22 protein-coding genes and 1 tRNA gene are annotated in these 22,757 nt (G+C 61.8%); 9 read left to right on the forward strand and 14 right to left on the reverse strand.

Going from position 1 to position 22,757, the window contains the following annotated elements; translation table 11 throughout:
* Positions 1 to 142 precede the first annotated feature (142 nt).
* The gene (locus NW830_RS03380; RefSeq protein ID WP_414361176.1) at positions 143 to 373 is read left to right on the forward strand and encodes a hypothetical protein; all 231 of its coding nucleotides are present in this window, start codon (positions 143 to 145) and stop codon (positions 371 to 373) included.
* A 37-nt stretch (positions 374 to 410) separates the two neighbouring features.
* On the opposite strand, the gene NW830_RS03385 is transcribed toward NW830_RS03380, so the two are convergent.
* Entirely contained in the window at positions 411 to 638 is a 228-nt protein-coding gene (locus NW830_RS03385) for a DUF2997 domain-containing protein (protein WP_414361174.1), read from the reverse strand.
* Positions 639 to 697: 59 nt separating this feature from the next.
* Between NW830_RS03385 and NW830_RS03390 the strand changes: the two genes are divergently transcribed.
* A complete protein-coding gene (locus NW830_RS03390; RefSeq protein ID WP_414404560.1) occupies positions 698 to 1,753 on the forward strand; it encodes a potassium channel family protein in 1,056 nt (351 codons plus the stop codon).
* A gap of 18 nt (positions 1,754 to 1,771) precedes the next feature.
* On the opposite strand, the gene NW830_RS03395 is transcribed toward NW830_RS03390, so the two are convergent.
* The 4 genes from NW830_RS03395 to cobJ form a co-directional block, all read right to left on the reverse strand.
* Positions 1,772 to 2,407, reverse strand: a complete 636-nt coding sequence (locus tag NW830_RS03395) for a PHP domain-containing protein (RefSeq protein WP_414361171.1) — start codon at positions 2,405 to 2,407, stop codon at positions 1,772 to 1,774.
* Positions 2,408 to 2,561: 154 nt separating this feature from the next.
* Positions 2,562 to 3,722, reverse strand: a complete 1,161-nt coding sequence (locus NW830_RS03400; RefSeq protein WP_414361169.1) for a pyridoxal-phosphate-dependent aminotransferase family protein — start codon at positions 3,720 to 3,722, stop codon at positions 2,562 to 2,564.
* Between the two features lie 30 nt (positions 3,723 to 3,752).
* Positions 3,753 to 3,824: transfer RNA gene (locus tag NW830_RS03405), tRNA-Cys, on the reverse strand.
* A gap of 151 nt (positions 3,825 to 3,975) precedes the next feature.
* Positions 3,976 to 5,826, reverse strand: coding sequence for a precorrin-3B C(17)-methyltransferase (gene cobJ / locus NW830_RS03410; RefSeq protein ID WP_414361167.1), 1,851 nt, complete (start codon positions 5,824 to 5,826; stop codon positions 3,976 to 3,978).
* Between the two features lie 126 nt (positions 5,827 to 5,952).
* On the opposite strand from cobJ, the gene NW830_RS03415 reads away from it, so the two are divergent.
* The 4 genes from NW830_RS03415 (at position 5,953) to NW830_RS03430 (ending at position 8,231) form a co-directional block, all read left to right on the forward strand.
* On the forward strand, positions 5,953 to 6,552 hold the full coding sequence (locus tag NW830_RS03415; protein ID WP_414361165.1) for a hypothetical protein: 600 nt from the start codon (positions 5,953 to 5,955) through the stop codon (positions 6,550 to 6,552).
* Positions 6,553 to 6,598: 46 nt separating this feature from the next.
* On the forward strand, positions 6,599 to 7,072 hold the full coding sequence (locus tag NW830_RS03420) for an FKBP-type peptidyl-prolyl cis-trans isomerase (protein WP_414361164.1): 474 nt from the start codon (positions 6,599 to 6,601) through the stop codon (positions 7,070 to 7,072).
* An 84-nt stretch (positions 7,073 to 7,156) separates the two neighbouring features.
* Positions 7,157 to 7,765 (forward strand): 5-formyltetrahydrofolate cyclo-ligase, encoded by a 609-nt coding sequence (locus NW830_RS03425; RefSeq protein WP_414361162.1) that lies wholly within the window; start codon positions 7,157 to 7,159, stop codon positions 7,763 to 7,765.
* 112 nt (positions 7,766 to 7,877) lie between these two features.
* Positions 7,878 to 8,231, forward strand: coding sequence for an FxLYD domain-containing protein (locus NW830_RS03430; RefSeq protein WP_414404561.1), 354 nt, complete (start codon positions 7,878 to 7,880; stop codon positions 8,229 to 8,231).
* Here the strand turns inward: NW830_RS03430 and NW830_RS03435 are convergent.
* Positions 8,228 to 9,502 (reverse strand): amidohydrolase family protein, encoded by a 1,275-nt coding sequence (locus NW830_RS03435; RefSeq protein ID WP_414361158.1) that lies wholly within the window; start codon positions 9,500 to 9,502, stop codon positions 8,228 to 8,230. The two genes, NW830_RS03430 and NW830_RS03435, sit on opposite strands and share 4 nt — an antisense overlap.
* A gap of 161 nt (positions 9,503 to 9,663) precedes the next feature.
* On the opposite strand from NW830_RS03435, the gene hflX reads away from it, so the two are divergent.
* A complete protein-coding gene (hflX, locus tag NW830_RS03440) occupies positions 9,664 to 11,406 on the forward strand; it encodes a GTPase HflX (protein WP_414361156.1) in 1,743 nt (580 codons plus the stop codon).
* A 131-nt stretch (positions 11,407 to 11,537) separates the two neighbouring features.
* Positions 11,538 to 13,268: a diflavin flavoprotein gene (locus NW830_RS03445; RefSeq protein ID WP_414361155.1), complete on the forward strand. Its 1,731-nt coding sequence runs from the start codon at positions 11,538 to 11,540 to the stop codon at positions 13,266 to 13,268.
* Between the two features lie 55 nt (positions 13,269 to 13,323).
* Here NW830_RS03445 and NW830_RS03450 read toward each other — a convergent pair whose 3' ends face one another.
* From NW830_RS03450 to NW830_RS03485, 8 genes are all read right to left on the reverse strand, one after another.
* A complete protein-coding gene (locus tag NW830_RS03450; RefSeq protein ID WP_414361153.1) occupies positions 13,324 to 13,695 on the reverse strand; it encodes a hypothetical protein in 372 nt (123 codons plus the stop codon).
* Positions 13,696 to 13,821: 126 nt separating this feature from the next.
* The gene (locus tag NW830_RS03455) at positions 13,822 to 14,472 is read right to left on the reverse strand and encodes a precorrin-8X methylmutase (RefSeq protein ID WP_414361152.1); all 651 of its coding nucleotides are present in this window, start codon (positions 14,470 to 14,472) and stop codon (positions 13,822 to 13,824) included.
* 60 nt (positions 14,473 to 14,532) lie between these two features.
* On the reverse strand, positions 14,533 to 14,874 hold the full coding sequence (locus NW830_RS03460; protein WP_414361150.1) for a histidine triad nucleotide-binding protein: 342 nt from the start codon (positions 14,872 to 14,874) through the stop codon (positions 14,533 to 14,535).
* Between the two features lie 39 nt (positions 14,875 to 14,913).
* Positions 14,914 to 15,255 carry a hypothetical protein gene (locus tag NW830_RS03465; protein ID WP_414361148.1) on the reverse strand — a complete coding sequence of 114 codons (342 nt, stop codon included), beginning with the start codon at positions 15,253 to 15,255 and terminating at the stop codon, positions 14,914 to 14,916.
* 436 nt (positions 15,256 to 15,691) lie between these two features.
* On the reverse strand, positions 15,692 to 17,746 hold the full coding sequence (locus NW830_RS03470) for an FAD-dependent oxidoreductase (RefSeq protein WP_414361146.1): 2,055 nt from the start codon (positions 17,744 to 17,746) through the stop codon (positions 15,692 to 15,694).
* A 539-nt stretch (positions 17,747 to 18,285) separates the two neighbouring features.
* Complete coding sequence (locus tag NW830_RS03475; RefSeq protein ID WP_414361232.1) at positions 18,286 to 19,809, reverse strand: AAA family ATPase; 1,524 nt, start codon at positions 19,807 to 19,809, stop codon at positions 18,286 to 18,288.
* Between the two features lie 161 nt (positions 19,810 to 19,970).
* Positions 19,971 to 21,017 carry a thiamine phosphate synthase gene (locus NW830_RS03480; protein ID WP_414361231.1) on the reverse strand — a complete coding sequence of 349 codons (1,047 nt, stop codon included), beginning with the start codon at positions 21,015 to 21,017 and terminating at the stop codon, positions 19,971 to 19,973.
* Between the two features lie 70 nt (positions 21,018 to 21,087).
* Positions 21,088 to 21,384 carry a hypothetical protein gene (locus NW830_RS03485; protein WP_414361144.1) on the reverse strand — a complete coding sequence of 99 codons (297 nt, stop codon included), beginning with the start codon at positions 21,382 to 21,384 and terminating at the stop codon, positions 21,088 to 21,090.
* 114 nt (positions 21,385 to 21,498) lie between these two features.
* On the opposite strand from NW830_RS03485, the gene NW830_RS03490 reads away from it, so the two are divergent.
* Positions 21,499 to 22,668, forward strand: a complete 1,170-nt coding sequence (locus NW830_RS03490; RefSeq protein ID WP_414361143.1) for a lipid-A-disaccharide synthase-related protein — start codon at positions 21,499 to 21,501, stop codon at positions 22,666 to 22,668.
* The last annotated feature ends 89 nt before the right edge of the window (positions 22,669 to 22,757 follow it).

The raw sequence follows: 22,757 nt of genomic DNA on the forward strand, positions 1-22,757 counted from the left end.
TGGGGGGGATCCCTGGCCATAGTATAGAAAAAGCTAGCTCTCCCAAAAGTGAGAGGGCTTTTTTGCAAAGAGATGCCTAGCTAGCCTGGGCTTAGGCTAGACAGGCGCTAGCCCATACCGGTAGTCCCCCAACGAGTTTCCCATGACCACCCCTGTTAAAGGCTACCTGCTCCTGGCAGTTTCTTGCGTCAGCGCCATTGCCGCTGTGGGCTCAATCTTCGAGTTGGCGTCTGGTGAGCCAGACTTTGGTGTCGGCCCCACCAGTATCATCTTGATCGTTGCCGCTCCCTTGGCCGTTTGGCTGTTCCAGGCTGCAGTTGAGGCGGCACGAGCTGCTAACGCCGCCGGCAAGGGGGGCAAGAAGAGAAAATGAGCAGGTAGAGGGGGAAACCTTGGCCAAGGGGAGGAAATTAGCAGGTTTGCTGTAGCGAAACCTGGGATTCCTCGGCTGCTTCTGCTGCCGGGTGGAACTCCGGCAAGAGTTCCCGTTTTTGCACTGTTCCAAGAGCTGCTTCCAGCTCTGCAGTCGCTAGGGTACAACTCGAGCCGCTGCCGTTTAGCACGGTCTCCGTTACCTGTCCGCTTTTTTCGATCCGATACTCAATCTTGAGGTACTCGGGCATCTGGCTGCTCAACAACTCCTTTTCTCCTCCCTATTGTATTCCTGCTTTTTCCTCGGCTAGAGGGGCTGGGCTCTATGGCTTCGGCGCGTTCCCCCTTGCAAGCTGAAAGAAGGGATCCCGGCATCCGCCGCGATCTGCAATTGGGAGTGGGGGCACTGCTAGGCGTTGTCTTGATCGGTACCCTCTGGTACCACGGGGTGGAGCAGTGGCCTTGGGTGGAAGCCTTTTACATGAGCGTCATCGTCATCACTCTAACCACGGTCGGCTTCATGGAGGTGAGGCCGCTGGGGGATCGGGGGCGTTTGTTTACAGTGGCCTTGATCCTGATGGGGGTTCTGAGCATCGGGTTCATGGTCAATCGCTTCACCGATGCCCTGATCGAGGGACATTTCGAGGAAGGGATCCGGCAGCGAAAGTGGAAGAAACAGATGGAAGCGCTGAACAACCACTACATCGTCTGCGGTTTTGGGCGGATTGGGCGGCAGGTGGCCCAAGAGTTTCAGGCAGAGGGGGTGCCGTTCTTAGTGATCGATCAATCCGCCGAGGCGATTCAGGTGGCACGAGAGTTGGGATATGTGGCTCTCCAGGGGGATAGCACCCTGGACGCCACCTTGCTGGCGGCGCGGGTACAGCAGGCTGAGGGGTTGATTGCCGCCCTCTCCACCGATGCCGAAAACCTCTATGTAGTGCTGTCGGCCCGCACCCTGAACCCCCGCATCCGCACCATTGCCCGCGCCAACACGGAAGAGGCTTTGCAAAAGCTGCAGCGGGCAGGTGTCACCCACGCCATTTCCCCCTACATTACGGGTGGGAAACGGATGGCAGCGGCTGCCTTGCGTCCCCGTGTGGTGGACTTTGTGGATGGGATCCTCTCCGGTCGAGATCGCACCTTTTATCTAGAGGAGTACGAGCTGGCGGCTGAAGAATGCCCCTACGTCGGCCAGACCTTGGGGAAGGCCAATCTGCGGGCCCGATCTGGCGCTTTGGTGGTGGCGATTCGGCGGGCAGATGGCCAGTTAATTGGCGGCCCCAGCGGGGACACCTTGTTGCTACCGGGGGATCTGCTGCTGTGTATGGGCACGGCTGAGCAGTTGCGCCGCCTGGGTCAGTTGCTCTATCCTCGCCCCTAGCTGAGCTGGACAGGCTGGCTAAATGCGCCTGAGGATGCTGGGACCGTGGGAATCGGTGCCACAGGTTTTTAAGAGTCCGTAGGTCTCAGCCAACTTTTCCCCCATCGCCGTCTCTTCTGGGCTGGGAGTCCAAGGTTCCGGATTTTTGTAGGCGTAGTAGACCTCAAGGCCGTCGATTCCTAGAGCCGCTGCGGCGGGGACAATGACTTCCGCAGGTAGCCAATAGCGGAAGGGATGGGCCAACACTGCCAACCCCCCTGCCGCTTGAATGGCCCCAATGGCCTCAGCGGCAGCCAGGCCGGGAACTGGCTTGCCTTGGAGGTAGGGAGCCAAAACGGCAGCAGCAGGGTCAAACCCGTAGCCAAGAATGTGCACCTCGCAGCCCAGGAGGTTGGCTGTAATCTCGATCCCCGGCCACAGAATGGGATCCTCGGGGCGATCCAGGTGGGCGCGGGCCTGTTCGTAGCCCTTCAGGGTGTGGTGATCGGTGATGGCTAGGCCGCTGAGGCCATGTCGGCGCGCCTGCTCCGCCAGTTCCACGGGATCCATTTGCCCATCCGAACAGCGGGTGTGCAGGTGAAAGTTGTACTGCAAGGGACAAGAAAGGGGACCGATCCCTTGCAGCACCCGCCGCAGCTCCCCTAAAGAAGCCACCCTCCAGGGACTCCCTTGCAAACCAACCGGCATGGCTACCCTTGCCTCTCGAATAGGCCCCGCTCCAGAGCAGCTAAGCTCCGAAGCTTTATGTTTTGTTAAGCATGTCCACCTATTCTAGCCGGGCTTTAGCTAGGGTGGCAGCTACCGCTGCCTAGGGGTTGGCCAAGATCTCTTCGGCGGCCTTGAGGGCTGCTCCAGGAGAGAAGTCACTGTAGCCCAGGGTGTGCAGGGTGGACTCCAGAGCAGCCAGCGTGGTGAGAATGTCGCGGTCGCTTACAAAGCCTAGGTGGCCGATGCGGAAGATCTTGCCCTTGAGGTGGTCTTGGCCGGCAGCGAGGGCAATGTCGAAGTGCTTCTTGAGGGTACTGCGGAGGGTGTCGGCGTTGATCCCTTCGGGAGCCAGCACGGCTGTTACCGAAGGACTGGCCGCCGACTCTGGGTTGACCAAAAGCTTTAGCCCCAGCGCCTTGACACCGGCGCGGGTGGCCTGGGCCAAGCGGGCGTGGCGGCGGTAGATGGCTTCCAACCCTTCGGCCCGCATCAGGCGCAGGGTAACTTGCAAGGCGTAAAACAAGTTCACTGCCGGGGTAAAGGGAGTGGTGCCCTGGCGCAGGGCTTTTTGGGCCAGCTTAAAGCTCCAGTAGTACTTAGGAAAGCGAGAGCGCTCAGCAGCAGCCATGGCCCGCGGGCTGACGGCCACAAACCCCAGCCCCGGCGGGATCATGTAGCCCTTCTGGGATCCAGAGGCCACCACATCCAAGCCCCACTCGTCCATAGGCACTGGCATCGCCCCCAAACTGGTGACCGCATCCACAATCACCAGCGCTTCCCCATGCTCGCGGGCGGCAGCTGCAATAGCCTGCACATCGTTGGCCACGCCGCTAGAGGTTTCGGAATGGGTAAGGATGACCGCCTTGATGGTCTTTTCGCGGTCAGCAGCCAGCTTTTCTTGGAAGACTTCGACGGGATAGGGCACCCCCCAGGGGGTTTCTATCCGCTCGCACTGCAGGCCAAACTGCTCCGACATCTCGGCCCAGCGCTCGCCAAACTTGCCGTTGACCCCCACTAAAACCCGTTCCCCTGGGCTAAGGGTGTTGAGGATCCCGGCTTCCATGGCCCCGGTGCCGCTGGAGGCAAAGACAAACACATCGGAGGTGGTCTGGTGCAGCCAGCGCAGCCCCTCCGTCACCTCTTCCAAAATGGCGGTGAACTCTTTGCTGCGGTGCTCGATAGGCCCCCGCGCCATGGCCAGCAGCGCACTCTCGGGAACCGGAGTGGGGCCAGGGATCATCAACATCAACTTGTCTTTCATGCGTGTCCCGCCAGGGAGGTCAGGTTTGAGAGGTGGCGGCCAGATTCGAACTGGCGCATAGAGGTTTTGCAGACCTCTGCCTTACCACTTGGCTACGCCACCCTATCCCTCAATCAGGCTATGTATTCTACCCGAAAATGGGATCCTGCTGCCAGTTGCTGGGGGCGTGGTAGGGCTTGGGTCGGCTTTTCCCCCGCAGGTCGTCTTTGCCGCGGGGGCTGAGGGTGGCTGCGCAGACCCCCAGCCTAGTCAGTTACAAGCAGTAGCCGCGGGGGGTGATCAGCCACCTGCTGTAGCGGAAGGTCTGGGAGTTGCCAATGAGCACTAGGGTAAACATGTCCACCTGCTCAGGATCCAACTCCCCTAGCGTGGTGAGGTGGAGGACCTCGCCGGGACGGTAGAGGTTGCGGGCCACCGCCACCGGGGTGTGGGTGGGACGGGCTGCCAAAAAGATCTGCAGGGCTTTGAGGAAGGGATCCAGCCGCTGCCGCGAGCGGGGATTGTAGAGAGCCACTACAAAGTCAGCGGCCGCCGCCGCCTGCAACCGCTTCTCGATGGCCGGCCAGGGGGTAAGGCGATCGGAGAGGGAAATGGCGCAAAAATCCTGCATCAGGGGCGCCCCCAGGCGGGCGGCGGCAGCCTGAAGGGCGGAGATCCCTGGCAGCACCTCCAGAGAGGGGCAGCTCCCATCCCAGCCGCTGCGGGCCAAGTACTCCAGCACCAGCCCGGCCATGCCGTAGATCCCGGCATCTCCCGAAGAGATTACCGCCACCTGCAGCCCCTGCTGGGCCAGGGCAATGGCCCGCTGCGCCCGCTGCACCTCCTGGGTGAGGGGGAAAGCCTCCCGAATTTGGCCGGGGTGCAGGAGGGGTGCCACCAAGTCCAGATAGAGCTGGTAGCCAATCACCACGTCGGCTTGGGCCAGAGCCAGGCGGGCAGCCAAGGTCAATTGAGCGGGATCCCCAGGGCCGGTGCCAATCAGCCACAGGTGCCCGGCGCGAGGGGAATACTCCTGAGCAGCGCGGGCAATGGCCAGGGTACACGCTCCCTCAGTCTCTGAGGCAAAGACCTGCTTGGGGCAGAGGAGGGTGGCCCCCTCCTGGGCTAGCTTGTCCTCCCCCGACCAGCGCTGGGCAGCCAAAAGAGCAGCCGCCTCTGCCACCGAAGGGGTGCCCACCGCCTGCCGCACCGCCTCCGAAGGGTGGGGAATTGGGATGCCGGCCAGGGCTTCGGCAGAGAAGAACTGGATAGGCCAGCCGTAGGCCTGGGCTAGCTCCAAGAGTCCCACTTCCTCCCGTTTCAGCTCCAGCGTGGCCAAGCCGGCAATGGCTTCGAAAGCTAGCCCCTGAGCCTGCAGCAGGCGGCGCAGGGATCTCTCCAGCCAGGCGCGACTGGTGCCCCGCTCGCAGCCCACCCCTACCCACAGCACCCGCGGGTGCCAGTGGACGGTGGGGATGGGGGGGCAGGGTGTTGTATACTCGCCAATCCGGACCTGGGCCACCGCCTGCTCAGGAGGGGTGGTGAAAAGGGGGTGATCTGGGGGCCAGGCCTGGCGCCAAAGCTGTGTGCCACAGGTTTGCTCAACGGCCACCGGCTCTCCCCGCGACAGAGCGGCTGCCACTCCGTTCCAATCGCCGGTGCCCCGCTGCCAACCGTAGGGATCCCCCAGCCCATCCAAAGGCGGGATCCCCAGTCCTTCTGAGGCAGAGGTGAGGATGGGCTCGGCCCCCAAAGCAGCCGCCACTTGCCGCGCCAGCGCCTCAGCTCCCCCCACGTGCCCGCCACAGAGGCTGAGGGCCCAGCGGCCCGCCTCATCCACCACCACCACCGCTGGATCCCGGTATTTGTCTTGCAAGAGGGGGGCAATGAGCCGCACCACCGACCCAACTGGCAGGACAAAGATACAGGCCTGCACCTGCGGCCAGTTCTGGGCCACTGCTGCCGCCAGGGAGCCCAGTTCCCCATAGTCTTGCCAGGGCGGAGGCAGAGGCTGTCCCTGAGGGTTGGCTTTGCTCCAACACACCCACTCCCCCGGCAGCAGCGAGAGCAAAACCTGGGCCAACTGGCGACCGCGGGGGGTGGGAGCAAACAGGGCAAACTTCATCAGCTGGGAGGGTGAGGGTCCTATACTGGACTATAGAACCACCCACAGACAGTGCCGATGTTGGGCCCTCTTGGACTGCTCTTGCCCCTAATTCCTCTAGAAGCTTTGCTTTCGACCAAGGGGCTAATGTTTTTGCTGCTATCGGCCTATGGCGGGGCCATGTGGACGTTTTTGAGCGGCGCGCCGCGGGTTTACACCATTATCGTGCCCGATCTAGAGCAAGCAAGGGGGTTTTACGAAAAGGTGTTGAAGCTGCCGGAGGCAGAGCTGCCGCTACAGTACTACTACGGCTACGAGCAGAGCGTCGTCAGCTCTAGCCTGGGCTCCATCTATTTCCCGGGAGATATTGGCCTTAGCTCTCGCCCTGAGGCCAAGGGCCAACCTGCCTCGAAAACCCTCGATACCGCCGGTCTCTGGTACCAGCTTTCCGACAGCGTGCAGCTGCACGTGATCCCTGGCTCTACCGAGCCCTACCCGGCCTCCGTCCCCTACGGCAGTCCCTCCAGGATCCCCTCTGTACCTACCTACGGAGCGGCAACAGCAGTAGGCCGCAGCAGCGGCGTGCGCTATCGCCACACCAGCTACGAGCGGGAGGCCCTGAAGGCCCTCCTGCGGCGGATTAACAAACAAGGGATCCGCAACAGCGTCCGCTCCGAGAAACCCCTCGTCTTCTGGGTGCGGGATCCGCAAGGCCAAATTATTGAATTTGCCGAGCTGAAGAGTTGAGGCAATTCCGCCAACCTGCAAAGCAGCAACAGTCGAGGAAACACGAATGAAAGCAACACAACGGCTACTGCTCCTGGGCTTGGCTTTGCTCTGTCTGTGGGCGTGGGGTGAGCTGCCAGCCATGGCTCTGTCGCGGGCCAAGGACAATCCGGCAGTTACCGTGCAGTCCCCAGCCAAGGAGTTCATCACCACTGAGTCCGGGCTGCAGTACTACGACATTGTGGAAGGCACAGGCCCTTCCCCGCAGCCAGGGCAGAAGGTGGTGGTGAACTACGTGGGCAGACTTCAAGACGGTACGGTCTTCGACAGCTCCTACAAGCGCAACCAACCTTTCACCTTTACCTATGGGGTAGGGCAGGTCATCCGCGGCTGGGAAGAAGGGCTAGCCACGATGCGAGTGGGGGGTAAGCGGTACTTGCGTATCCCGCCGGAGTTGGCCTACGGCAGCCGCGGTGCTGGTGGCGTGATCCCTCCCAATGCCACCTTGGACTTTGAGGTGGAGCTCCTAGCCATCCAATAGACTCGGGACCCAAGCTAGGCTGGGTAGCCCCATCAGGGGGCGTGGGGTAAGATGGCAGGGCCCTGTGGGAACTCTGCTACAAACTTGTCTCCGTCTGTGCGGCCCAATTTTCCCCCCGAAGCTCCTAGTGCAGAAAAAGCCCGTCTGCGCCAGCACTTCCGCCAACTGCGGCAGGGGCTAGATCGCTCCCTGATCAACCAGAAGATAGTGGCTCATCTGGCCTCTCACCCCCAGCTTTTGGCGGCCAAAACCATCTTGGCCTACGTGGCCTTCGGCTCTGAGGTGGACTTGGGATCCCTATTTGCTGCGCTGCCAGAGAAACGCTGGGGGATCCCTCGCTGCCTGCCCCAGCGGCAGTTGCGGTGGCATCGCTACCACCCGGCCGAGCTCGTTCCCAATCGCTGGGGGTTGCTGGAGCCCTCTCCCGAGAGCGAAGTTATTGACCCTAGCGAGGCGGATTTGATCCTCGTGCCTGCCCTAGCCTGCGATCGCTGGGGCGGGCGCCTGGGCTACGGCGCCGGCTATTACGACCGCTTTTTGGCCTCCTTGCCAGATCCCAGCCTGCCCAAGTGGGGCATTGTCCCGCAGGCCTGTCTGCTGGAGCAGCCCCTCCCCCAGGATCCTTGGGATCAGCGCCTGGACGGGATCCAGACCGAGGAGGGGTTTTACCCGGCAAGGAATCCCCTAGACTAAGGGGGTAGGCCTAGGCCTTGGAGGAAAAGGAATGAGTCTGACCCAAAGGTTTTCTTCCCTTGCTTGGAGTCTGGCTTGGGTGGTCCTAGCGCTGCTCCTAGGGGGCTTTGGGATGATCCCGCTGAAACTAAAGGATCTCCACGTCACCCCCTGTCCCGATACCCCTGAGTACACCAACCTGGTCACCAGCAACGGCAACCCCATACCGGCCAGGTGCCTGTTTATTGAAGGCACGGTGGTCAACCGCTCCAAAAATACCGTGCTGAATGCAGATGTCTTTGGTCGCCTTTACGATGCCAACGGCAACGAGGTTTTGCCGGAGCGCACCCGCCTGGGGGCAATTGAAGAGGTTCCTCCTGGCGAAAGCCCCTTCTCCATTCGTATCTCGGTGCCCGTGACCAGCGCCCTACCCTTAACCCTGGAGCAATTCAAGGCCAGCGGCTTCAGCGGCACCGTGCGCCGTTAAAGCTGGCGGGTGAAGTCTACCTGGGCCGGGCGCCCGGGCAAATGGAGCTGGGTAGCCACCGGCGGGGTTTGGGCAATGAGGCGGCCGCGGCGGAAAACGTACAGACAGGGTGGCTTGAGGCGAAGGGCCTCCACCACATCGGCAGCTTGCAGCACCACCAAATCGGCGTAGCAGCCGGGCTTGAGCCCATAGCCCTCCAGGCCCAGCAGGCGGGCGCCGTTTTCTGTGACCGCCAAGAAGCACTGGCGCATCTGCTCATAGCCCGTCATTTGGGCAGCGTGGACTGCCATGTGGGCCACCTCCAGCATGTTGCCGCTGCCTAGGGGGTACCAGGGATCCATCACGCAGTCCTGGCCAAAAGCTACTGTCAGCCCGGCGGCCATCAGCTCCGGCACCCGCGTCAGCCCCCGCCGCTTGGGGTAGGTGTCGTGGCGGCCCTGCAGCACCAGGTTTACCAGCGGGTTGGCGATCACCCCCAGCTCTGCCTCGGCCATCAGGGGGATGAGTTTGCTCACGTAGGCGTTGTCCATGGAGTGCATTGAGGTGAGGTGGGAGGCGGCCACCCGCCCCTGCAAGCCCAGCCGCTGCGTTTCGTAGGCCAAGGTCTCCACGTGGCGCGAAAGTGGGTCGTCCGTCTCGTCGCAGTGCAGATCCACCCGCAGCCCCCGCGCCGCCGCAATCTCGCACAGGGCCCGCACCGAAGCTGCTCCTTCCGCCATCGTCCGCTCAAAGTGGGGGATCCCACCCACCACCTCCACCCCCAAGTCCAGGGCCTTCTCCAAGAGCTGCACCGCTCCCGGCGAGCGGTAGTAGCCATCTTGGGGAAAGGCCACCAGTTGCAAATCCAGGTAGGGAGCAACCTTTTGCTTGACTTCCAGCAAGGCCCGCACCGCCAACAGGTTGGGATCGCACACATCCACATGGGCGCGGATGGCCAGGATCCCGCGCGCCACCGCCCAGTCGCAGTAGGTCAAGGCCCGCTCCATCACTGCCTCTGGCGTCAGCAGCGGCTTCAACTCCCCCCAAAGGGCGATCCCTTCCAGCAAGGTGCCCGATTGGTTGACGCGCGGGATCCCGTAGGTAAGGGTGGCATCCAGGTGAAAGTGGGCATCCACAAAGGGGGGTGACACCAAGCGGCCACTCACATCGATTTCCTGGGGAGCGGTGGCCTGCAGATTCACCTCCAGGGCAACGATGCGGTCTCCCTCAATGCCGATATCCACTCCCTTACGGCCATCCGGCAAGTTGGCCCGACGCAAGATTACATCCATCCCCCTCTTCCCAACCCGGCTTGACCATTTTCTTGCTCAAAAGCAAGTTTGCTCCAGGGATCCCTTGTCTAGGGTTTGCTGCCGCTGCTTTCCTCAAGTTCCTGCTGGCTACTAGCGTATATGGTAGAGGAAAGCCTCTTTTCGGGTCTTTCCCTCTTCCTATGCCCAGGGTTGGCACCTCTCGCCAGCAGAATGACCTCGGTTTTCGCTTTGCCCAGGCCAAGGGGCTAAAGCCCTACCAGCGCAAGCAACTGCAACGGCTCTACCAACTGCGCCTGCCCCCCAACTGTCTGGTGACGGTGGAGTTTGCCCAACGGCTGGGAGCCCTCACCCAAGATCTGGAAGGCCAGCCCATTAGTGTTTACCTCAACCGGCGCGGCCAAGTAATTCGCGTGGGGCTGGGATCCCCTTTTGAAACCCAGATCCCGGCTTGGGAGCTGCCGCGCCAGGGGGCGGAGCGCCTGTCTGGGATCCGCTGCATCACCACCCAGGTGGGGGCGGGGGGGCCTAGCCAAAAAGCCCTGACAGCCATGGCCCTACAGCGGCTGGACGCTCTCATTACCCTGTCGGTATCCCCTTTAGAGGGACGGCTGCGCCGCGGAGGAGGGGCCACAGGCTTTATCAAGTGCGCCTACCTAGCCCATCTGGTGCCGGAGGAAGAGCGCCGTTGGCAGGTTTCTGAGCCTTTGCCCTTAGGGATCCTGGCAGAGCAGGATCTGCAGGAGCTGGTGGCGGAGCTAGAAGATGGCTTCCGCCGCCAAGCAAGCGCTCACCAGGTGGATCCCCAGCAGGAGCGGGCCATCCTGGTGGGGCTGCAGAAGCCGGGACAGAGCTACGAGGATCTCATGGACGCCTTGGCGGAACTGGGCCGCCTGGTGGAAAGCGCCGGCGGCCAGGTGCTCCACACCCTTTGGCAGCGGCGGGAGGGCCCAGATTCCGCCACCGTTATCGGCTCGGGTAAGGTCCAGGAGTTGGCCTTGCTGGTGCAGGATTTGGGGGCCAACCTGGTGGTGTTCGACCGCGAGCTCACCCCCAGCCAGGTGCGCAACCTAGAAGAGGCCCTGGGGGTGCGGGTGGTGGATCGCAGCGAGGTGATCCTAGACATCTTTGCCCAGCGGGCCAGAAGCCGGGCAGGGAAGTTGCAGGTGGAACTGGCGCAACTGCAGTATCTCCTGCCGCGCCTGGCTGGTCGCGGTCGCACCATGTCGCGGCTGGGGGGTGGGATCGGCACCCGGGGGCCGGGGGAAACCCAATTGGAAATGGAGCGGCGGGCCATCCAGCGGCGCATTAGCAAGCTGCAGCAAGAAGTGGAAGAGCTGCGCCGCCACCGCCAGCGGCTGCGCCAGCGACGGGAGGGATCCCAGATCCCCATGGTGGCCCTGGTGGGCTACACCAACGCCGGCAAATCCACCCTTCTCAACGCCCTCACCCACGCCCAGGTCTACGTGGCTGACCAACTCTTTGCCACCCTGGATCCCACCACGCGGCGGCTGGATTTGCCCGGCCAGCAGGCGGTGCTGTTGACCGACACGGTGGGCTTTTTAACCGAGCTGCCTGAGCAACTGGTGGAGGCCTTCCGAGCCACCCTGGAGGAGGTAACGGAGGCGGATGCCCTGCTGCACGTGGTGGATCTCTCCCACCCCAACTGGGAAGGGCAAATCGAGGCGGTGGAAAAATTACTGGACGAGATGCCCCTGGCCACTGGCCCGCGACAACTGGTGTTTAACAAAATTGACCGCCTCGATCCCGAATGGGTAGAGGATGTGCGCCTGCTTTATCCTAAGGCTCTCTTTGTCTCCGCTGCCACCGGCCAAAACTTGGATCAACTGCGCTACACCCTGGCCCAATTTGCCGCAGCCTTTGCTTCCACTTCCTTTGGGGGTCGGGAGTTTGGGGATCCCTGAAGCATTTCATTAGAAAATCAAAACTTGGCCGCTGTCCTCCTGCACCTAGCTGCCTCAACATCCAGTTACATCAGGGTTACGATGAGTGTTAAGTGTGTTAAGTAAAGTTGCCATTTGGCAGAGGGGGAAACATGGCCACTACGGCAGTTGCACCGCGTTCAGCTCATCTTACGCTGCAAACTCTGCCCATTGGGGCCGACACCCTGGCCATCCGCTCCCAGGACTGGGATCGGGATCGGTTTGACATTGAATTTGCCCTGGAAAATGGCACGACCTACAACTCCTTTTTGATCCGCGGGGAGAAGGTGGCCCTGATTGACACCTCCCACGAAAAGTTTCGCCAGCTGTACTTGGATCTGCTGCAAGGCATCCTGGATCCGGCCACCATCGACTACTTGGTGGTTAGCCACACTGAGCCAGATCACAGCGGCCTAGTCGGGGATCTGCTGGAGCTAGCCCCCCAAATGACAGTGGTAGCCTCCAAAGTGGCCGTGCAATTTCTGGAAAACCTCGTGCATCGGCCCTTCCGGCACCTGGTGGTAAAGCAGGGGGATCGCCTGGATCTGGGCAAGGGGCATGTCCTGGAGTTTATCTCTGCCCCCAACCTGCACTGGCCCGACACCATCCTCACCTACGACCACGGCACCCAGATCCTCTACACCTGCGATGTGTTTGGGATGCACTACTGCGACGACTTGGCCTGGGACGAGCATCCCCACCTGCTACAGGCAGACTTTAAGCTCTACTACGACTGCCTCATGGGGCCCAATGCCCGCTCGGTGTTGTCTGCCCTCAAGCGCATGGAGGCCCTGCCTCCCATCGCTGCCATTGCCACTGGCCACGGCCCTCTGCTGCGCCATCACTTGTCCGACTGGGTGGAGCACTACCGCACCTGGAGCCTAGAGCAGGCCAAAGCCGAGCGCCTAGCGGCCGTGTTCTACCTGTCGGGCTACGGCCAGGCGGAAACGCTGGCCCAAGCCCTTGCCCGCGGGATTCAAAAAACCGGGGTTGCCGTCGAGCTGCTGGATCTGCGGCTGCTGGATGCCCACGAGGTGCGGGAGCTGATGAGCCTAGCCGCAGGTGTGGTGATAGGCATGCCGCCCCAATCAGGGCCAGACGCGGCCACCACCCAGGTGCTGCTGAAAACCCTCTTGGCCTCTGCCCACAGCAAACAAGGCTTTGGCCTCTTCGAGTCGGGCGGTGAAGATGATGAGTCGGTCTACCTCTGCCGCAACACGCTGCAGGAGCTGGGCGCCAAAGAGGTGTTCCCTCCCATTCTCCTTAAGCAACCTGTCAACGAAACTCTGCTGCAACTGGCCGAAGAAGCTGGCACCGACCTGGGGCAGTGGCTGACCCGGGATCGCAACATTCAGCAGATGAAAGCCCTGGATGCCGACCTGGATCGCGCCCTGGGCCGCATCAGCAATGGCCTCTACATCCTCACCGCCCGCAAAGGGCAGGCCACCAGCGCCATGCTCGCCTCCTGGGTGGCCCAGGCCAGCAGCGATCCCCCAGGGATCAGCGTTGCCGTGGCTAAGGATCGGGCAATTGAGTCCTTCCTGCAGGTAGGGGACACCTTTGTTCTCAATGTGCTGCAGGAGGGCCATCACCAGTCCCTGATGCGCCACTTCCTAAAGCGCTTCCCGCCAGGAGCTGACCGCTTTGCTGGCATCAAGACCTACCCCGCTGCCAACGGATCCCCTATCCTTGCCGAGGCCTTGGCCTACTTGGAGTGCCGCGTGGCCAGCCGCCTAGAAACCAGCGACCACTGGGTGGTGTACAGCACCGTGGAAGCCGGGCGGGTCTCCAATCTGGAGGGCCTCACCGCTGTCCACCATCGCAAGGTGGGAAATCATTACTGAACCCCTGATCCCCCTCCCTGGGGAAGAGGAGAAATACGCAAGCACTTCCCCTCTTTCAATAGGACACTCGGTAGACCAGCCCGTTGGCACGTAGGAAAAAAGGGCTACCTTCTCCTAAAGGGATCCCAGCTGGCTGCAGGGGAAAAGGCAGTCCTTCTGGTCTTTGTTCCGCCTCCTGCAAGAGGTGGTAGAAGATCCCCTCGAACCTACAAAAGGGAATCTCCGCAGCAGCATGCTGCTGTTGCCAGCGCTGGTAGGGGCTGAGCTGAGCTTCCCTCTGGTCGAGGTCTGGCGGCGCCGGGAGAGCCGGCTGGTCAGCGGGCAAAAGAGCCGCCACCCGATTGGGATCCATTTGGGCCCACCCTCCCCCGGCCAAGGTCAACGCCAAAAGCCAGCCGCTTCCCCAAACTCGGATAAACTGACGCATAACCGGATCCCCCTTCGACTAGCCGCTTCCCAGGCCACTTCTTCGCTCTGGCACTGAGAAGATGGCTCTTATCTTGCCAGGGCTGGAGGGAAGAAGGAGTGACCGGGATCCCGCCGAAACTGTGATTCAGATCGGACTTGATTTGCCCGGAGGGTCTGGGCTGCTGGCTCGCACATAGGCTTGCCAAGCCAAGTCCAAAAGTCCATCCAAGACCGCCGCCGCCACGGCGGGGCCGCCCTTACGTCCCTCGGTGCGGATGTGGGGCACCATGGAATCGGCCAGCTCCCGCTTGGCTTTCACCACATCCACAAACCCAGCCGGCGTGGCAATTACCAAAGCAGGGGCCACCTCTTTCTCGGCGATTAACTGCACCAACGTGGAAAGAGCCGTCTGGGATTGGCCAACGATAAAGATGGCCTCAGGATAGCGTTGGGCCAGCGTTTCCAATCCCCAAGCAGAGCGGGTCTTATCTTTTTGGGGACGGGTGACAGCTTCGCTGCCGCAGTAGATGGGATTGGAAAAGGTGTTCTGCACCGCTCGTGCAATGCCCACCTGCACCATTGGCTCGTCCACCACAATGGTGGTGCGCGCCGCCAAAGCCGCCGCCCCCGCCTGCAGCGCCTCGTTAGCAAAACGGAGGAGGTGGAGATACTCGAAGTCTGCCGTAGCGTAAATCACCCGACGCACCACCTCATATTCGGCGGGGGAAAGCTCGTGCTTACCCACCTCCTGGTCAATGATCATCAGGCTTTCCGCATCGGTGACATGCCACTCCATTGCCCCTAGACCTCGTGCGCCAGCCACCCTCCCAGCATTCTAGCTGGGGGAAACCCAGAGCTAGCCTGGCGGCCAGCCCATTGCCCGACCGCCCAGGACGTGGATGTGCAGGTGAAAGACGGTTTGACCGCCGTCTTCTCCTTGGTTGATGACCAAGCGATAACCTTTGCTTAGGCCAGCTTCGGCAGCCACCCGCTGAGCCGTCAGCAGCAGGTGCCCCAGCAATGCTTCGTGTTCGGGCTTGGCCTGGGCAATGCCGGGGATAGGCTCCTTGGGCACTACCAAGATGTGGACAGGGGCTTGAGGGGCAATGTCTTTGAAGGCGATGGCCCGCTCATCTTCGTAGACAATCTGGGCCGGGATCTCCCTGCGAATGATCTTGCTGAAGACGGTGTCGCTCATAGGTAGTCACCAACCAATCCTGCCCTTAGCCTACCCGCTTTATGATTGGTTGAGCAGCCACTCAAACTCCCGCTGTAGGGATTGGATGTGCCCTACCCGTGAGACCAACAGGGCATCTTCCCCGGCGTCCCGCAAGCGAGACCGCCACAAACTCACCAAATCGGGGTTGCTGCACCAAAAGCGGATCACGGCTTCGACCAATTGATCCCAGTCCCAGCCCCGCCGCGCCGGCAGCTCTTCCAAAGACTGCAACAGCGCATCTAGGGTGCAAGGGCGGGTGCCTAAGTACTCTACCCCACAAGGCCGCTTTGCCAGCTCCTGCTGCTGATAGAAGAACTCAAGGGCAGGCGCAACGCCGATGATCTCAAAGGTATAAACCATTGGATCCAGCTCTACGGACGCGAAAATGCAAAAAGAGGCCGACCAAGCTCTTGACCGATTCACGCTGGGATCCCTTCCCAACCCTCATCGGCCTGAACCTGAAGGTTAATAGATGGTAGGCACTGATTATACTCAACTTGGGCCAATTGCCAAGGCTAAAAGCAGGCGGGCAGAACTCTTTTTCCGCCAGCCACTCCCTGGGGATGGGATGCTTCGGCACCCAAGCGGGGAGCCTTGCCTGATGAGCGCTCTGGTGAACAATCCTGCGCAGATAAGGGAGAAAACTGCTAGCAAACCAAAGTAAGGAATGCTAGCACTCGTCGAGATTTTTTGCGAGTTTAACAGTCGGCACCCGCCTCTCCTACAGACATCAGAGAGACAGTGGTTTCAAGAGGGCGAAAGCCTAGAAACAACCGGTGCAATGAAAGTCTCCGGCCTAGGCTGGTATTGCATTTTGGACGCTTGGCGGCGCAGGAGAAGGAGGGGTAGGAAGATGAAACTCAAGGCGCGGCCGGCCTACCCCGTAGGTGAGGGTGTAGCTCCAGCTCAGGCAGCGCAACCACAGCCGGGGGTAGCGGGGCTCCAGCCAGGGCTGTAGGCGCCGCAACAGCTTGGGGAACCAACTTCCCAGGAGGGCCGAGAGGAAGGCCAGGCCAGTGTAGCTGAAGTAGGTGGGCAGCCAGCGGGCAAAGCCTTCTGCCCCCACTGCCTCCCAGATCCACCCTAGCAGCCGTGGGTTCTGCAGAGCGGCTTTGACGGCCATGCGGTTAAAGGCCAGCCAACCGGCTCGGTCTTTGATAAAGTCGTCCACCACCTGCGGCGGCTCGGTGGTGAGGATGCCGAAAAAGCTGTTGAGGATAGCGTTAATGCGCTCGGGCGGCAGCACTTTACCAGTGGGCACCATCATGCCGCAGGAAAACAACCAGGTCACCGCTGAGTTACCTTGGTAGGCGCGAATCTGGGCTAGGTCGGCGGCTTTGAGCAGGTCATGGCGCAAGGCTGTATCCAGCAACTCGCACAGGCGGGGGCAGTTGCGCACCAGGGATCCAAACCCCGTAAAGCTCAGGGGTGATTGCAGGGCTGCCGCATCCCCAATCAAGAGGACACGATCGAAGGGCTCCTTGGGAGCTGGCTGCCGGCCAAAGCGCCCGGGGATATAGCCAAAGGTGGCCTTTTTCCACTGCAGACGCTCCGGGTCACAGCGGCGGTACTCGGGCAGGATGGTAAAAAAGTCTTCGTACAACTCCAAGAGGGATCCCGGGTTTTCTGGGTGTACCTGGTGGTAGTGGAACAGGTAGAAGGTGAGATCCTCCCCTGGCCCAGGGAATAGTTCCCAGATAAGTTGCCGACCGCGGCTGATGTCCCCGTGGCTGGCGAGGATGTCGCCAAATTGGGGATCCCAAACCCCTGGCTCAAACCCCCCTGCAATGGTGGCCCCCACCGTTGGGCAGACGCTGTCAAAGGCGCGGCGGCCGTAGAGCTGCTGGGCAATGGGGGAGGCTGTCCCCATGGCATCCACCAACAGGCGGGCTCCCAGAGAGAACGCTTCTTGAGTGGTTAAGTCCTTAACCACCACCGTGACGCCCTGCTCCTCGATGTAGGCCCGCTGAAACTCGCTGCGCTCATAGATGGCGCCGCCACAGGAGCTTAGGATCTGGCCACAGAGCTGCAGGAGCTTTTCGGCATCGATAGCCAGATTGAGCACCGTCGGCGTGTGCAAGACGGGGGCGCGCACGGGGCTGTTGCCATCAAAAAACTTGCTAAACCCATCGGTGTATTCCCGTAGGATCAGGCTCTCCATCTGCTCAGGGCTGAGGAGGCCAAACTCCACCAGCGTCTGCAGCTCCCGCCGCGAGATGTTCCACTCCCGATTCATGCGGCCAAAGGGGAGCCGTTCCACCAAGGCTACGCGATAGCCCAGGCGGGCCATGGCCGCGCCGTAGATGGCCCCCAGCGCTCCGCCCACGATCACCAAGTCCCACACTTGGGGGGCGGGCTCTGGGGCGGGCCGGCGAAACAGCACCGGCTGCCGCTGAGGATAGGGGGATTGCACTTCTTCCCGCCAGCGCTTCTCCCACCAGTAAACCCGCTGCAGGTCGAACTCGCCGTTGGGAATGCGGCGGAAATACTTCACCGTTTGCGGGTAAAAAGGCTCCAGTTGCTCAAAGATGGATCCCTGGCTGGGATCGACCTCTGGCAACTGCGGGTAGCGGTGGGGAAATTGGCTTTGGATGGCCCTCTCCACTTCCTTTAGCCAGCGATCCTGCCGGGGGAAAGGCCGCTCTGACCACTGAAAGATCTTGAGATAGGTGGTGTTCAGCCCCGACCAGAGGAAAACGGCCAGCTTGGCTCCGGATCCCTCTAGGCGCAGACCGCTGGGGGTAAGCACCTTTTGGCTGCCCGTAGGCAGAGGCAGGTGCTCCTGCAGCCAGCGCAGCACTTGAGCAGTATCTGGGCAAGGGATCTCGCGGTAGTAGAGGGGCTTGAGCACAGCGCCAAGACAGAAAAAGCCAATTTCTACCTATTGTGACACGACGGGATCCCTGAAAGGGCGGTTGTCTCAACCATCCGCCCCCAGAGAGGTCAGTAGCGCTCAGGAAGGGAAAGTGGCAAGTCCCAGTTACAAATGAGCCGCCTGCCGGGAATCCGACTCCAGGGCTTGAAGCTGAGCCTGGCGGGTTTGCCAACGGGATAGCTTGGTGGCCCCGTGCTTTAGTGACGGGCGGAAAAGCCCGTAAGCTCATGCAGCTTGCATAGCTACAGGGCAAAAGCCAGCTTCTTGGAGGCAAACGAGCTGCCCGCTGCCGGTGAAAAAACCGACCGGTGGCCAGCCTCTGCGCGGGTCTTACGCGAGAAAGAGGCGCTTCCAGCCCAACCTGCTGAAGAAAGTAAGCAGAACCTTGGGGCTTTGCCTCAAGGAACGGGGGAGGGAAGGTTTGACAACGCCTTTAGGCGTCGGTTTGTGGACTGCGAGTTGGCGGGAGTGCTAACGCTTGCTTCCTTCGAGCCGAGAAGATTTGGGGATTCCCTCTACGAAGCCGCAAAACATTGCTTCATTTCCTGCAGCACCTGGGCATCCTGGGAGGCAGTTCTAGCGCCTGCTTGAGCAGCCCAGCACTTGAGACTTTCGATCTGGTCGCGGGCAATGGAGGCCAGGGGCACAGTTTCGCGGATGGCCTGCAGGATGTCTTCCTGGGTGAAGTCACGCCGAGCGCCGCTGCCGCTGCCCCCAAAGGCGTTGTACATGGCGTCAACGATGGCCTGCTCGATCTCGGCGCCGCTGAAGTCCTGGGCAGCCGCTGCTAAGGCATCCAGGTCAAACTCCCGCAGCCGGCTGGGGCGCAGCCGCTGCAGGTGTACCCGGAAGATCTCCTTGCGCTCGGCGTAGGTGGGCAGGTTGAGGAAAAAGATCTCGTCAAAGCGGCCCTTGCGCAACAGCTCCGGCGGCAAGAGGGGCACGTTGTTGGCCGTGGCCACGATGAAGACCGGGCTGGTTTTCTCCTGCATCCAGGTAATCAGGCTGCCAAACACCCGGCGGCTGGTGCCCGAATCGCCGTCGGCGCCGCTGGTGATGTTGCCAAAGGCCTTGTCAATTTCGTCAATCCAGAGCACACAGGGGGCCATGGCCTCCGCCAGTTGGATCATCTGGCGCACGCGGCTTTCCGATTCCCCCACAATGCCAGCAAACAGCCGCCCAACATCCAGCCGCAACAGTGGCAGCCGCCACTCATTGGCAATGGTCTTGGCGGAGAGGGATTTGCCGGTGCCCTGGATCCCCACCAGCAGCACCCCCTTGGGGTTGGGCAGGCCGTAGCGCCGCGCCTCTTCGGTAAAGGCTTCCTGGCGCACCCGCACCCAAGCTTTGAGGTTGTCCAGCCCGCCCACGCTTTTTAGGGTCTCGCGGGCGGTGAAAAACTCCAGGATGCCGGTCTGGCGGATGGCCTGCTTTTTCTCCTCCAACACCAGGTCAATATCGGCCTCGTTCACCTCCTGCTTGGCGGCCAAGGCGCGGGCCAAAACGCGGCGGATGCGCTCCCGGCTCAGCCCCTGACAGGCCTTGACCAGTTGCTCACGACCTAGAGGGCTGAGCTTTAGCTTTTCCGGGGCCACGTAGAGCTGGATGAGGCGGTTGATCTCCTCGCTGTTGGGCAGGGGAATGTCGACAACAGTGATCTCCTCGGCTAAGTCGCTGGGCACTTCCAGGGTGTGGCTGAGCAGGATCAGCGTCTTGCGGGTGCGCTTGAGCTCGCGGCTGAGGTTCTTCAGCTCCCGCAGGATGGGGGCGTTTTTGTCACTGCTGGCATTGCGCAGCACAAAGTGCAGATCCCGCAGCACAAACAGGGTGTCTTCCTGGGGGGCCGAGCGCCACACCCGCCCTAGGGCGGCCATGATGGAGCCGCGGTCTTCGCCAGTATCCTGCCAGCCCCGCACCAAATCCCAAAACAGCAGCCGCCGCGGCGGATCGGTTCTCTTGGCTACTTGCACGAGCACGGCGTCCGCCGGCTCCTCTTCGGGGGAAACCAGGTAGATCAGGGGGTAGCGGGCCCGGATCATCAGATCCAGCTCCTGGATCAGCTCCCCTTGCACCTCAGTGGCAATCCCAGTCAAGCCGGGATCCCCACTGCTTTCCCTTTGCCGAGTGAGCTCAGTGAGATCTTTTGCGGCTTCTGCCATCGGGAGTTAGAAGGGTCTTGAGAGGATTCGGGGTCTATACTTCAGGATAGAGCAGGGATCCCTTGCAGCTCCGCCACCATGGCGCGGGCAGTCTGGGTGGGATCCGCCGCTTCCATCAGGGCCCGCACCACAGCTACGCGGCTGGCGCCAGCCTGGCGCACCTCCGGCAGGTTGTGGAGATCGATGCCGCCGATGGCAAACCAGGGCAGATGGGCCTTCTCAGCGGCTAGGCGCACGTACTCCAGACCAGCAGGGGGTTTTTCTGCTTTGGTGGGAGTGGCATAGACAGGGCCGACGCCGATGTAGTCCACGCCGCTACTGAGGGCTTGGGCCAGCTCCTCAGCGTTGGTGGTGGAGAGGCCAATTAGGCGCTGGGATCCCAGCAGCTGCCGGGCTTGGGCAACCGGCAGATCTGTCTGGCCTAGGTGCACGCCGTCCGCCTGGCTGACCAAAGCCAAGTCCACCCGGTCGTTAACAATCATCAACGCCTGATAGCGGTCGCACAGCTGCCGCAGCTGTTTGAGATCCCAGAGCATCTCCCTATCGGGGAGGTTCTTGCGGCGGTACTGTACCAAGGTTACCCCCCCCCGCAGCGCCTTCTCCACCACCTCCAGCCAGTTGGGCACCGGGCTAGTGACTAGGTAGAGGCGAGCTGCCAAAAGCCGCCGGCGCAGGGATCTGCCCAGCAGCTCACTTTCAAGAACGTAGAGGTGGTAGCGCATGTCTTTGGCCAGCTTGGCTAACCCAGGGGCCACCCACTGGTGGGATTCAGCCAGCTTGCCGTATTCTTCCAGCACCCGCAGCGCCTCCTGGACGCGGCTGCAATTGGCCTGCAACAGGTGACTGAGATCCCGCCGCTCCTCTTCCTGGGGATGGGAGATCTGGGTGCCCGGGTCGGCAGAGGTGTCGCGGGCCAACCGCAGCGGGTCGCTGTGCCAACGAGCTAGGGCCTGGCGCATCGCCTTGCATTCGCCAGCCAGCTCGCCGTTTTCTAGGCCAAAGCGAAACCACTCCTCCAGGACCCGCAGCCCTTCGCGAGCACGGTCAAGGTTGGCATCGAGAATCCGGGCAATGGCCTGGGGTTTCATAGGTACATAGGTGGAAGTAAAGGGGATCCCTATCCCCAACTCTGATGGAGGGGTCTCCCTCCTGCCTACCCTAGGGGGCAGACGGAGTCCGTTGCCAGAGGGCGTTGAGGAAAGCCTGCTGCGGCGTGTGGCCCCAGCCAAACTCGCGGGGGCCAGTCCCTTCCGGCAGGTAGGCCCAAGCGTAGCAGCTGCAGGCAGGGAAGTAGCGGATCTCCCACCAGGGCTGACCGGCTGGCACATCCTTTACCGCCCGCCAGAACGGCCCTCGCTGGCGCAAAAGACGTGTTTCGACAAAGTAAGGGCCTTCCAGCTGTAGGGTCTCCACTGCAGCGATCAACTCAGCTCGTTGGCGGTCGTTCCGGAGCATTCCCTAGCTTCCCCCCTTGGGTTGGCTCTATTTTAATTGAGGGGATCTGATCGACGCCATGGGATCCCCTGCCCTGGCGAGGTTTGGAGTTGCCACCAAGCTGTAGGAATGCCCTTGAATCCACCAATGCCGGCGCGGGTGCTGTGCCTAAGCAATGGCCACGGAGAAGACGAGGTGGCTAGCCGCATTGCCTCAGCCCTCACCCAACTGGGGATCTCAGTGCAGGCCCTGCCAATTGTAGGGGAAGGTGTGGCCTATCGACGGCAAGAGATCCCACTGCTGCCCCTAACTCGGGTAATGCCTTCGGGGGGGTTTATCTACCAGGATTGGCGGCAGTTGTGGCGAGATCTGCGCGCTGGCCTGTTGGGCCTGACAGGAAAGCAACTGGCCCTGGTGCGCCGCCTAGCCCCTCAGGTGGAGCTGGTGCTAGCCGTGGGAGACATTGTGCCCCTGGCCATGGCGTGGTGGAGCGGGATCCCCTACGTCTTTGTGGGCACGGCCAAGTCGGACTACTACTGGCGGGACGAACGGGGGCCCTACCACCGCTCTTGGCTGGGACAGCCGGTTTCCGATTACTTGCCCTGGGAGCGCTGGCTGATGGCCCACCGGCGCTGCCTAGGTTCTTTTTTACGGGATGAGCTGACGGCAACCGCCCTGCAGCAACGGGGCCTGAGAGCCTTCTACCTGGGCAACCCCATGATGGATGGTCTGGAGCCGCGGGGAGAATTACCTTTAGATCCCGACCGGCCTGCGGTGCTGCTGCTGCCGGGATCCCGCCCTCCGGAAGCCTACCGTAACTGGGCCTTGATGATGCAGGTGGTCGAGCAACTGCCGCTGGAGATCCAAGTTTATGCAGCCCTCAGCCCCACCCTGGAGCGGGCGCCTCTTCAGGAGAAGATTCCGCCCCGGCGCCGCGACTTGCTGCTGGTGTGGGGGGATTTCGGCACCTGTGCCCACCGAGCTACGGCGGTGTTGGCCATGGCGGGGACAGCCACGGAACAATGCGTCGGTCTAGGGAAACCGGTGGTGACGCTGCCGGGGGAGGGGCCGCAATTTACTCCCCGCTTTGCCGAAGCCCAAAGTCGCCTTCTGGGATCCGCCGTTCACCTCACTTCGCCGCAGCAGGCCCCTAGCGTGCTCTGCCAAATTCTGGACCGCCTGGCCAAGGATCCCACTTACGCCGCCCAGCTGCGGGCCCACGGTCAACGGCGCATTGGCTCCCCAGGCGCTGCCCAGCGCATTGCCGCCCACATCAAGGTCCTGCTTGCCGGTCCCAGCGGCTAACCTGTTTCATGTCCCCTCACGCTCAACTTTGCCTACGCTGGAGAATGGGGATCCTCTTCTTGCGGGAGCTAGGTAGGGCGCGTTTTGGA

This window comes from Synechococcus sp. OH30 (genome assembly GCF_047462175.1).
GTDB lineage: Bacteria > Cyanobacteriota > Cyanobacteriia > Thermostichales > Thermostichaceae > Thermostichus.

Excerpts from the sequence above, each read along its gene's own strand:
- NW830_RS03480 (WP_414361231.1), bottom strand. The coding sequence starts at position 21,017 with ATGAAACCCCAGGCCATTGCCCGGATTCTCGATGCCAACCTTGACCGT.
- NW830_RS03445 (WP_414361155.1), top strand. The coding sequence starts at position 11,538 with ATGGCCACTACGGCAGTTGCACCGCGTTCAGCTCATCTTACGCTGCAA.
- NW830_RS03475 (WP_414361232.1), bottom strand. The coding sequence starts at position 19,809 with ATGATCCGGGCCCGCTACCCCCTGATCTACCTGGTTTCCCCCGAAGAG.
- NW830_RS03450 (WP_414361153.1), bottom strand. The coding sequence starts at position 13,695 with ATGCGTCAGTTTATCCGAGTTTGGGGAAGCGGCTGGCTTTTGGCGTTG.
- cobJ (WP_414361167.1), bottom strand. The coding sequence starts at position 5,826 with ATGAAGTTTGCCCTGTTTGCTCCCACCCCCCGCGGTCGCCAGTTGGCC.
- NW830_RS03430 (WP_414404561.1), top strand. The coding sequence starts at position 7,878 with ATGATCCCGCTGAAACTAAAGGATCTCCACGTCACCCCCTGTCCCGAT.
- NW830_RS03380 (WP_414361176.1), top strand. The coding sequence starts at position 143 with ATGACCACCCCTGTTAAAGGCTACCTGCTCCTGGCAGTTTCTTGCGTC.
- NW830_RS03435 (WP_414361158.1), bottom strand. The coding sequence starts at position 9,502 with ATGGATGTAATCTTGCGTCGGGCCAACTTGCCGGATGGCCGTAAGGGA.
- NW830_RS03390 (WP_414404560.1), top strand. The coding sequence starts at position 698 with ATGGCTTCGGCGCGTTCCCCCTTGCAAGCTGAAAGAAGGGATCCCGGC.
- NW830_RS03485 (WP_414361144.1), bottom strand. The coding sequence starts at position 21,384 with ATGCTCCGGAACGACCGCCAACGAGCTGAGTTGATCGCTGCAGTGGAG.
- NW830_RS03455 (WP_414361152.1), bottom strand. The coding sequence starts at position 14,472 with ATGGAGTGGCATGTCACCGATGCGGAAAGCCTGATGATCATTGACCAG.
- NW830_RS03460 (WP_414361150.1), bottom strand. The coding sequence starts at position 14,874 with ATGAGCGACACCGTCTTCAGCAAGATCATTCGCAGGGAGATCCCGGCC.
- hflX (WP_414361156.1), top strand. The coding sequence starts at position 9,664 with ATGCCCAGGGTTGGCACCTCTCGCCAGCAGAATGACCTCGGTTTTCGC.
- NW830_RS03415 (WP_414361165.1), top strand. The coding sequence starts at position 5,953 with ATGTTTTTGCTGCTATCGGCCTATGGCGGGGCCATGTGGACGTTTTTG.
- NW830_RS03400 (WP_414361169.1), bottom strand. The coding sequence starts at position 3,722 with ATGAAAGACAAGTTGATGTTGATGATCCCTGGCCCCACTCCGGTTCCC.
- NW830_RS03465 (WP_414361148.1), bottom strand. The coding sequence starts at position 15,255 with ATGGTTTATACCTTTGAGATCATCGGCGTTGCGCCTGCCCTTGAGTTC.
- NW830_RS03420 (WP_414361164.1), top strand. The coding sequence starts at position 6,599 with ATGAAAGCAACACAACGGCTACTGCTCCTGGGCTTGGCTTTGCTCTGT.